This is a genomic window from Phenylobacterium sp., assembly GCF_036263695.1.
Classification (GTDB): Bacteria; Pseudomonadota; Alphaproteobacteria; order Caulobacterales; family Caulobacteraceae; genus Phenylobacterium.
Map to the genome: position 1 here is coordinate 1 of NZ_DATAGM010000110.1, position 7,972 is coordinate 7,972.

Below are 7,972 nucleotides of genomic sequence, written 5' to 3' on the forward strand. Positions count from 1 at the left end.
TACGTCCGCTACGCCTCGGTCTACCGGGACTTCCGGGAGACGGAAGACTTCGCCCGCTTCCTCGGCGAGGAAGGCCTCGCGGAAGAGGAGCGCTAGGCTCTGCCCGTCACCCTCAAGCTCGCAACCTCCCTCGATGGCCGGATCGCCACAGGCGCCGGCGAGAGCCGCTGGATCACCGGGGAAGCCGCCCGCGAGGCGGTCCACCGGCTGCGCGCCGACCACGAGGGCGTGGTGGTGGGAATCGACACGGCCCTGGCCGACGATCCCGAGCTCACGGTCCGGCTGGCCGGCTACAACGGTCCCCAACCGGCGCGCGTCGTGCTCGACAGCCGCCAGCGCCTGACGCCGGACTGCAAGCTGGTGGCGACGGCCCGCGAGATTCCGACCTACGTCATCGCCACGGAGGCCCCTGCGGAGCATCTGGTGGAGGCCGGCGTCCACGTCCTGACGGTGCCGGCGGTCGGCGACGGCCGGCCCGAGCTCAAGGAAGTGGTCGAGGCCCTGCGGGCCCACGGCATCACCAGCCTGTTCGTCGAGGGGGGCGGGCAGGTGGCGGCGAGCTTCCTGCGCTGCGGGCTGGTGGACCGGCTGGAGTGGTTCCGCGCGCCCATGGTCATCGGCGGGGAGGGGCGGCCGGCCGTCGGGGCGTTGGCTATTGCAGCGCTGGCCGCCGCCCCCAGATTCCGTCGCATCCAGGTCCAGCCCCTGGGCGAGGACACGTGGGAGCGCTACGAGAGGATCTGATGTTCACCGGAATTGTCACCGACGTCGGCCGCGTGCGCGCCATCCGCGAGACCAATCGCGACGTGCGCATGGAGATCGAGACGAACTTCGACGTCAGCTCGATCGAGATGGGCGCCTCCATCGCCCATGCGGGCTGCTGTCTCACCGTCGTCGATAAGGGCGAGGGCTGGTTCGCCGTGGAGGTCAGCGGCGAGACTCGGGCGATGAGCACTCTGGGTGATTGGACCGAGGGCCAGCGCGTGAACCTGGAGCGCCCGGCGCGGGTCGGCGACGAGCTCGGCGGCCATATCGTCTCCGGGCACGTCGACGGAGTCGGCGAGGTCGTGGACATCAGGCCCGAGGGCGGCTCTCACCGGATCAGGATCCGCGCCCCGCGTCCGCTGCACCGGTTCATCGCCCCGAAGGGATCGATCACCGTGGACGGCGTCTCCCTGACCGTGAACGAGGTCGAGGACGACGTGTTCGGGATCAACATCATCCCGCACACCTGGGACGTGACCACAATCGGCCAGCTGGAAGCCGGCGCGAAGGTCAATCTCGAGATCGACATGCTGGCCCGCTATCTCGCGCGCTGGCGCGAAACGGCCTAAAGCACGCCGGCGACCAACAAGGGGGCCGGTATGGCCGACGACAAGCTCCGCATCCTGATCGTGGAGGCGAGGTTCTATTCCGACCTGGCGGACGAGCTGCTGAAGGGCGCCTCCGAGGCGCTGGAGGCGTATGACGCCGAATACGACGTGGTGACCGTGCCGGGCGCCCTCGAAGTGCCGGGGGCCATCGCCTTCGCCGAGGAGGCCGGCCATGGGCCCGGCGGCGTGCGCTACGACGGCTATGTGGCCCTGGGCGCCGTGATCCGCGGCGAGACCTATCATTTCGAGATCGTCTCGAACGAGTCGGCGCGGGGGATCATGGACCTGTCGATCGGCAAGCGGCTGGCCATCGGCAACGGCATCCTGACGACCGAGGACGACGACCAGGCCTGGGCGCGCGCCCGGGTCAGCGAGGGCGACAAGGGCGGCGGCGCGGCGCGCGCCTGCCTGGAGATGATCGCCCTGAAGCGCCGCCTGACCGGTCAGACCCGATGACCACGCCGCGCCATGCGCGCTCGGTGGCCCGGCTCGCCGCCGTGCAGGCCCTCTATCAGATGGAGGTGTCCAGCACCGGCGTGGAGGCGGTGATCCGGGAGTTCACCGAGCACCGCTTCGACCGCGACGTTGAGGGGATGACCCTGGCCGCCGCCGACGAGGCCTTCTTCGCCGAATTGGTCCGTGGTGTGGTCGCCCACCAGCGGCAGGTGGACAGCGCCATCGTCAAGCGGCTGGCGGAGAACTGGCGGCTCGAGCGGCTCGACGCCACCGTGCGCGCCATCCTGCGGGCCGGGGTCTTCGAGTTGGAGCACCGGCCGGACATCCCGACCGAAGTGGTGATCGACGAGTACGTCGAACTGGCCAAGTCGTTCTTCGACGGGCCGGAGCCGGGCTTCGTCAACGGGGCTCTGGACGGCGTGGCCCAGGATGTCCGGGCCTGACGAATTCGAGGCCATCGCGCGGCTGTTCCGGCCGCTGACCCGGGGCGCGCCCGAGGCCTTTGGCCTGCTGGACGACGCCGCCGCCATTCCGGCCCGCCCGGGCCAGGACTTGGTGATCACCAAGGACGCCATCCTCGAGGGCGTGCATTTCCCCGTTGGCGAGGCGCCGGACCTGGTGGCGCGCAAGCTGTTGCGGGTGAACCTCTCCGACCTCGCGGCTAAGGGCGCCGAGCCCTACGGCTACTTCCTGGCGGTGTCCTGGCCGGCGTCGTGGGACGGGGAGGCGAGGGCGGCCTTCGCTCGCGGGCTGGACGAGGATGGAGCGGCGTTCGGCCTGACCCTGCTCGGCGGCGACACCACCTCGACGCCGGGCCCGATGACCGCCAGCGCGACGCTGCTCGGGTGGGTCCCCGCCGGAGCTATGGTGCGCCGCGGCGGCGCCAAGCCCGGCGATCTGGTGCTGGTCAGCGGGCCGATCGGCGATGGGCTCCTGGGCCTGGCGGCGGCGCGGGGCGAGATCGCCGACGCCGAGCTCGCCGTCCGCTACCGTTTGCCGACACCCAGGCTCGATCTGCGCGAGCGGCTGCGCGCCCACGCCGGCGCCGCGGCCGATGTCTCCGACGGGCTGATCGCCGACGCCGGCCACATCGGCGAAGCGAGCGGGACGGGGATCTCCCTGCGGCTGGAGGCGATGCCGCTTTCGGCCGGCGCGCGCCGCTGGCTCGAGGCGCAGCCCAACCGCGCCGCCGCCCTGATCCGTCTGGCGAGCGGCGGCGACGACTACGAGGTGGTCTGCACCGCCGCCCCCGACCATGCCCACGCGCTCGGCCTGACGGTGATCGGCGAGGTCACGGAGGGCGCCGGCGTCGCCGTCACCTTCGAAGGCCGTGCGCTCGATGCGGGCGCCGGCGGCTGGCGGCACGCCTAAGGCCACGGTTTCGCCCGAACGACGCCGTGGTCACGTCCGAGTTGCAGCCGAACTAGTGGGCGTCGGGGGAGGCCTCACCAGAGACGGGAGACCTTTAATGCGTACCACCATGCTGTTCGGGGCTGCGGCCCTCGCGTTCGCGATGTCGGGGCCTGCATTCGCCGGCGACAAGGCCGCCAAGCCGGCCGATGCGGCGGCCGCCAAGCCCGCGGAAGCCTCGGCCAAGCCCGCCTCGGCCGAAGCGGCGACCACGCCCGCCTCTGACGCGGCTGCGGCCAAGGACGAGACCGGTAAGGAAAAGGCGGCCCAGCCTGCGGCGGCCGCCGAGCCGGCCCCGGAAGCCAGCAAGACGTCTTCCCAGTAGCGCCCTGGCGTCGGGCGCCCGGGGCTTCCGGGCGCCCGATGCACTCTCAATCCGTCCCGAATCGCCGCCGCTCGCGAAAGCGTGGCCGCGGCGCGCGGAACCCACCGGCCACGCTAGGGGTTTTCGCCGCATAGGATCCATCGGGGTCCTGCTGGCGGCCTCGCCCGCTCAACTGGTTTTCCAAACCCGCCTGGAGGTCCTGGCGCGGCGCGTGCGCTGCACCCTGTCGGCTGGGCGCAAGGAGGAGAGAAACGTGGACGGAGTTGGAATTATTGGCGCGATCGTCATCGGCATTCTGGCCGGGTGGATCGCTGAGAAGGTCATGCGCCGCAATCATGGCATCGTGACCAATCTGATCGTCGGCGTCGTCGGCGCCTTCATCGGCGCCTTCTTGGCCGGCATGCTGGGCTTCGACGACTATGGCTTCGTGGGCACGCTGATTGTGGCGACGCTCGGCGCGATCCTGCTGCTGTTCATCGTCGGCATGGTCCGCGGACGCGGCAGCCGCGTCTAACAGCTAACCTGAAGCAAGTTCGCGTGATGGGGACGCCGAGAGGCGTCCCCATTTGTTTGCAACCTCGCACATCCATTTCCCAGACGAGGAGAGACCATGGGACTGTTCGATTTCGCGCGCGAGGCCGGCAAGAGCCTGCGCGGCGGCAAGGAAGACAAGATCGAAGCCACGGAGCTGGCCGAGGCGCTCAGGGCCCAAGGCGTGACCATCGCCAACGGGCAGATCACCGTCCGCGGCGGCGACACGGTCAGCATCAGCGGCCAAGCGGACAGTCAGCGCGAGAAGGAGTTGGCCGTCCTGATCCTTGGCAACACCAAGGGCGTGGCTCACGTTGAGGACAATATCACCGTGGTCCAGCGGCAGGCCCCGCGGCCAGCCCAGGCCACCCAACCCGCGCAGGCGGCGCAACCGGCGCAACCGGCGCAACCGGCGCAGGCCGCCGAACCGCCGGCGACCTTCTATACGGTCAAGTCCGGTGACACCCTCTCCAAGATCGCCCAGCAGTTTCTAGGTTCGGCGAACCGCTACAACGAGATCTTTGAGGCCAACCGGCCGATGCTGAAGGATCCGGACGAGATCTATCCCGGCCAGACCCTGCGCATCCCAAAGTCGACGATGCACTGATCCCGCTTTCCCTCCCCATCTTGGGGAGGGCCGAGTCGGCGAAGCCGACCGGGGTGGGGGAGGTGACGAGCCGCGCTTGCGCCAGGGTGACCGCGCATTGGCGACTCGAACTTCCCCACCCGTCTCGCCCGTTACGGCGATCCACCCTCCCCATCAAGGGGAGGGAAAGGTCAGCGCCCCGCCACGACGCTGATGCGGATCGGCTCGCCGGTGACGGCCTTGCCGGTCCAGGTGGTCCCGACGCCGCCCCGGTGGACCGGCGTGCAATAGCTCATCGGGGCGGAGAAGGGCCGCTGCTGCTTCATGCAGATCTGTTCGCCCTTCAGCGTCCAGCGCCCGCTCGAGGGCTTGCCGCGCCGACCCGTGGCCCGGTAGGTCCCATCGGGGTTCAGCCACAGCTTGGCCTGCCGACCGTCCGGGTAGGTAGAGACGATGGTGTTCTTGAACGCCGGCTGCAGGAAGTCCGGGGCGGTCGCGAACGCCGGCGCGGCGATGAGGGCGGCCGCTGCGGCCATGGTCAGGGTACGGATCATACGCACCAAACGCGTGAGAGGGCCGGAAGGGTTCTGCAACGATCTCGGCTTACTGTGGAGCCATGCTTCGCCGCGCCCTGATCGCCGCCCCGCTGGCCCTCATCGCCTCCGCAGCCCAGGCCGAGGCCAAGAAGGAGGCCGAGGCCATCGGCCAATGGGTCGACCTGTCGCCGGTCGGCCTGCCGCTGATCGTCGGCGGCGAGCTGGTCAACTACGTCTTCGTCTATGTGCGCATCAACCTGACCCGCTCGGCCAACGCGCTGAAGCTGCGCGAGCGCGAGCCCTTCTTCCGGGACGCTTTGGTGCGGGCGGGCCACCGTACGCCGTTCACCGTGCCCGGCGACTACGTCAGCCTGGACTCGGCCAAGATCGCGGCGGCGATGAAGCGGGAGGCGGTCGCCATCGCCTCGCCCAAGGACATCGCCAGCGTGGTCGTGCTGCGGCAGACGCCGAAGCGGCGCAGCAACCTGCTGCGGGCGAATTCGCGCAAATCCTAGACCCGTCAAAAGAATTACGGCCAAGACGGGGCGTTGCGCCGGCTCTGCAACTTTGGCAACTTCGCGCCCGTCTTACAGGGGCGCGCCGAATATGCGCCCCATAAGCTGGAGAGGAAACGAGGGGCTGTTCTGGCGTCGTCTTCGGCGGCGCCAACCCCTCCGCGCAGTCGCAAAGGGGCGCATACATTATGGATCCAACATTGTTGCTGGTGATCGTCGCCGGCCTTCTGGCGGTGGTCTACGGCGCCGTACAGTCCGCGTCCCTGATGCGGCTATCGCCTGGCACGCCGCGCATGCAGGAGATCGCGGCCGCCATCCAGGAAGGCGCGCAGGCCTATCTCAACCGGCAGTATCTCACCATCGCGATCGTGGGGGCGGTCATCGCCGTCGCTGTCTTCCTGCTCATCGGCGGGACGGCCGCCGTCGGCTTCCTGATCGGCGCCGTGCTCTCCGGCGCGGCGGGCTTCGCGGGCATGCTGATTTCGGTACGGGCCAACGTGCGCACCGCCCAGGCGGCCTCCGAGAGCCTCGAGAAGGGTCTGTCGACGGCCTTCCGTTCGGGCGCTGTCACCGGGATGCTGGTCGCCGGCTTCGCGCTGCTGGGCGTCGCCGGCTACTTCTGGGTCCTGACGGGTCCGATGGGCCATGATGCAACCAGTCGCGAGGTTATCGACTCGCTCGTCGCGCTCGGCTTCGGCGCCAGTCTGATCTCCATCTTCGCCCGCCTCGGCGGCGGCATCTTCACCAAAGGAGCCGACGTCGGCGGCGACATGGTGGGGAAGGTCGAAGCCGGCATTCCTGAGGACGACCCCCGCAACGCGGCGACCATCGCCGACAACGTGGGCGACAACGTCGGCGATTGCGCCGGCATGGCCGCCGACCTGTTCGAAACCTATGCGGTGACCGTGGTGGCCACCATGGTGCTGGCGGCGATCTTCTTCCGCGGCCTGCCTGAGGTGGGGGCGATGATGCTCCTGCCGCTGGCCATCTGCGGCGTCTGCATCATCACCTCCATCATCGGCACCTTCGCCGTGCGGCTCGGCAAGAACCGCAACATCATGGGCGCGCTCTACCAGGGCCTGATCCTGACCGGCGTGCTTTCCGTCGCCGCGATCTGGTTCGTGATGCAACAGCTGATCGGCGACGGCGTGACCGTCGGCGAGATGACCTACGACGCCAACAACCTGTTCTGGTGCGGCGTTGTGGGCTTGGTGGTGACCGCTCTGATTGTAGTGATCACCGAGTACTACACGGGCACCGGCTTCCGGCCGGTGAAGTCGGTGGCCAAGGCCTCGGTCTCCGGGCACGGCACCAACGTGATCCAGGGCCTGGCGATGTCGCTGGAGTCCACCGCGCTTCCGGCGTTGGTGATCATCATCGGCATCATCGTGACCTACAACCTGGCGGGCCTGTTCGGCATCGCCATCGCGACGACGGCCATGCTGTCGCTGGCCGGCTTCATCGTCGCCCTCGACGCCTTCGGACCGGTCACCGACAACGCCGGCGGCATCGCCGAGATGGCCGGTCTTCCCCCTGAAGTCCGCGTCTCCACCGACGCTCTGGACGCCGTCGGCAACACCACCAAGGCCGTGACCAAGGGTTATGCGATCGGCTCTGCCGGTCTCGGCGCCCTGGTGCTGTTCGCCGCCTATACGGAGGACCTGAAGTTCTTCGCGGCGAACGCCGAGCCTGGCTCGTTCTTCGAGGGACTGGGCCCGGTGCCGTTCGACCTCTCCAACCCCTACGTGGTGGTCGGTCTGCTGTTCGGAGGGCTGTTGCCCTTCCTGTTCGGCGGCATGTCGATGACCGCCGTGGGGCGGGCGGCCGAGTCGGTCGTGGCCGAAGTGCGCCGTCAGTTCAAAGAGAACCCCGGCATCATGACCGGCGAGGTCAAGCCGGAATATGGCCGGGCGGTGGACATCCTCACCAAGTCCGCGATCCGCGAGATGATCGTGCCGTCCCTGCTGCCTGTTGTCTCGCCGATCGTGCTGTTCTTCGTGATCAACGCCATCGCCGGCAAGGTGAACGCCTTCGCTTCGCTGGGCGCCATGCTGATGGGGGTGATCGTCACCGGCCTGTTCGTCGCCATCTCGATGACCAGCGGCGGCGGCGCCTGGGACAACGCCAAGAAGCTGATCGAGGAAGGCCACTACGGCGGCAAGGGCTCTGAGGCCCACAAAGCGGCCGTCACCGGCGACACCGTCGGCGACCCGTACAAGGACACGGCGGGCCCCGCCGTG

11 protein-coding genes and 1 pseudogene are annotated in these 7,972 nt (G+C 69.0%); 11 read left to right on the forward strand and 1 reads right to left on the reverse strand.

What is annotated here, in order from left to right; genetic code table 11:
* The 9 genes and pseudogenes from VHK87_RS04305 to VHK87_RS04345 form a co-directional block, all read left to right on the forward strand.
* Nucleotides 1-96 (forward strand): annotated as a pseudogene (locus VHK87_RS04305) (transcriptional regulator NrdR); the annotation flags it as partial.
* Between the two features lie 3 nt (nt 97-99).
* Nucleotides 100-744 (forward strand): RibD family protein, encoded by a 645-nt coding sequence (locus tag VHK87_RS04310; RefSeq protein WP_329633673.1) that lies wholly within the window; start codon nt 100-102, stop codon nt 742-744.
* A complete protein-coding gene (locus VHK87_RS04315) occupies nt 744-1,334 on the forward strand; it encodes a riboflavin synthase (RefSeq protein ID WP_329633664.1) in 591 nt (196 codons plus the stop codon). The genes VHK87_RS04310 and VHK87_RS04315 overlap by 1 nt, the downstream gene beginning before the upstream one ends.
* 30 nt (nt 1,335-1,364) lie before the next feature.
* Nucleotides 1,365-1,829 carry a 6,7-dimethyl-8-ribityllumazine synthase gene (ribH, locus tag VHK87_RS04320; RefSeq protein ID WP_329633665.1) on the forward strand — a complete coding sequence of 155 codons (465 nt, stop codon included), beginning with the start codon at nt 1,365-1,367 and terminating at the stop codon, nt 1,827-1,829.
* Nucleotides 1,826-2,272, forward strand: coding sequence for a transcription antitermination factor NusB (gene nusB, locus VHK87_RS04325; RefSeq protein ID WP_329633666.1), 447 nt, complete (start codon nt 1,826-1,828; stop codon nt 2,270-2,272). Before ribH ends, nusB begins: the two co-directional genes overlap by 4 nt.
* The gene (gene thiL, locus VHK87_RS04330; RefSeq protein ID WP_329633667.1) at nt 2,259-3,200 is read left to right on the forward strand and encodes a thiamine-phosphate kinase; all 942 of its coding nucleotides are present in this window, start codon (nt 2,259-2,261) and stop codon (nt 3,198-3,200) included. The genes nusB and thiL overlap by 14 nt, the downstream gene beginning before the upstream one ends.
* Nucleotides 3,201-3,297: 97 nt before the next feature.
* Nucleotides 3,298-3,564 (forward strand): hypothetical protein, encoded by a 267-nt coding sequence (locus VHK87_RS04335; RefSeq protein WP_329633668.1) that lies wholly within the window; start codon nt 3,298-3,300, stop codon nt 3,562-3,564.
* A 253-nt stretch (nt 3,565-3,817) separates the two neighbouring features.
* The gene (locus tag VHK87_RS04340; RefSeq protein WP_329633674.1) at nt 3,818-4,078 is read left to right on the forward strand and encodes a GlsB/YeaQ/YmgE family stress response membrane protein; all 261 of its coding nucleotides are present in this window, start codon (nt 3,818-3,820) and stop codon (nt 4,076-4,078) included.
* 96 nt (nt 4,079-4,174) lie between these two features.
* The gene (locus tag VHK87_RS04345; RefSeq protein ID WP_329633669.1) at nt 4,175-4,702 is read left to right on the forward strand and encodes a LysM and BON domain-containing protein; all 528 of its coding nucleotides are present in this window, start codon (nt 4,175-4,177) and stop codon (nt 4,700-4,702) included.
* Between the two features lie 170 nt (nt 4,703-4,872).
* Here the strand turns inward: VHK87_RS04345 and VHK87_RS04350 are convergent, their stop codons facing one another.
* Entirely contained in the window at nt 4,873-5,235 is a 363-nt protein-coding gene (locus VHK87_RS04350) for a hypothetical protein (RefSeq protein ID WP_329633670.1), read from the reverse strand.
* A gap of 62 nt (nt 5,236-5,297) precedes the next feature.
* Here VHK87_RS04350 and VHK87_RS04355 point away from each other — a divergent pair, with 62 nt between their 5' ends.
* Nucleotides 5,298-5,732 carry a hypothetical protein gene (locus VHK87_RS04355; RefSeq protein WP_329633671.1) on the forward strand — a complete coding sequence of 145 codons (435 nt, stop codon included), beginning with the start codon at nt 5,298-5,300 and terminating at the stop codon, nt 5,730-5,732.
* A gap of 188 nt (nt 5,733-5,920) precedes the next feature.
* The coding region (locus VHK87_RS04360; RefSeq protein WP_329633672.1) for a sodium-translocating pyrophosphatase at nt 5,921-7,972 on the forward strand (2,052 nt) is incomplete at its 3' end.

What these genes read in the sequence shown, in the direction of transcription:
- VHK87_RS04315 (WP_329633664.1), top strand. Translation starts at nt 744, where the DNA reads ATGTTCACCGGAATTGTCACCGACGTCGGCCGCGTGCGCGCCATCCGC.
- ribH (WP_329633665.1), top strand. Translation starts at nt 1,365, where the DNA reads ATGGCCGACGACAAGCTCCGCATCCTGATCGTGGAGGCGAGGTTCTAT.
- nusB (WP_329633666.1), top strand. Translation starts at nt 1,826, where the DNA reads ATGACCACGCCGCGCCATGCGCGCTCGGTGGCCCGGCTCGCCGCCGTG.
- thiL (WP_329633667.1), top strand. Translation starts at nt 2,259, where the DNA reads ATGTCCGGGCCTGACGAATTCGAGGCCATCGCGCGGCTGTTCCGGCCG.
- VHK87_RS04335 (WP_329633668.1), top strand. Translation starts at nt 3,298, where the DNA reads ATGCGTACCACCATGCTGTTCGGGGCTGCGGCCCTCGCGTTCGCGATG.
- VHK87_RS04345 (WP_329633669.1), top strand. Translation starts at nt 4,175, where the DNA reads ATGGGACTGTTCGATTTCGCGCGCGAGGCCGGCAAGAGCCTGCGCGGC.
- VHK87_RS04350 (WP_329633670.1), bottom strand. Translation starts at nt 5,235, where the DNA reads ATGATCCGTACCCTGACCATGGCCGCAGCGGCCGCCCTCATCGCCGCG.
- VHK87_RS04355 (WP_329633671.1), top strand. Translation starts at nt 5,298, where the DNA reads ATGCTTCGCCGCGCCCTGATCGCCGCCCCGCTGGCCCTCATCGCCTCC.